We start from the raw sequence: 505 nt of genomic DNA, 5'->3' as shown, positions 1-505 counted from the left end.
AATTGATTCACTATTTGGCGGCTCTTCTGTCAATGATCGCTTAGAGGCATTTTCAAGGGTCTATGCTGGCAAGAGCGTTGATATAGAGGCGATCCGTGTCGACCTAATGAACGCGCACATTGCCGCAGTTGATGCGGATCGGCAAGGCGTAATTGGACTCCTTAGTCCCGGGCAGGTGTTTGACTATCATCGAGATGTATTTGCTCGATATGGTCTGCCTACTACTACTTTTGGGGGAACTCCGTTCACAGGTACTCGGTTTGAGTCCTACGTAACCAGAATTTTCTGGTGTTCAAGGTGTGACAAATGAATCGCCGCAACTTTTTATGGATCACCATTGCTCTTAGTATGGTGGTGACTGTATTGGCGCTTTATATGTTTTTCTATAGAGCCGCGAATACTCTTTATTCTGATGGAACTCGATTGGATATACCCCATAAGTATTTTGAAGATGACGCAGATTTTTTTGCTGCTCTTAAGAGCCTCCCAGGACTAGATCAGTCTT

The 505-nt window shown here is 45.0% G+C and carries 2 protein-coding genes; both read left to right on the top strand.

The window, feature by feature from the left end:
• A partial coding sequence (locus E2I14_RS19550) for a hypothetical protein (protein ID WP_206105697.1) occupies window positions 1-310 on the top strand: 310 nt, incomplete at its 5' end.
• On the top strand, window positions 307-505 hold a 199-nt coding region (locus E2I14_RS19545; protein ID WP_206105696.1), incomplete at its 3' end, for a hypothetical protein. The genes E2I14_RS19550 and E2I14_RS19545, both read left to right, overlap by 4 nt.

Origin of the sequence: Sapientia aquatica (genome assembly GCF_004358105.1) — a bacterium.
Classification (GTDB): domain Bacteria; phylum Pseudomonadota; class Gammaproteobacteria; order Burkholderiales; family Burkholderiaceae_D; genus Solimicrobium; species Solimicrobium aquaticum.
Note: the sequence above shows the minus strand (reverse complement) of the source record. Positions and strands in the feature narration are given on the sequence as shown.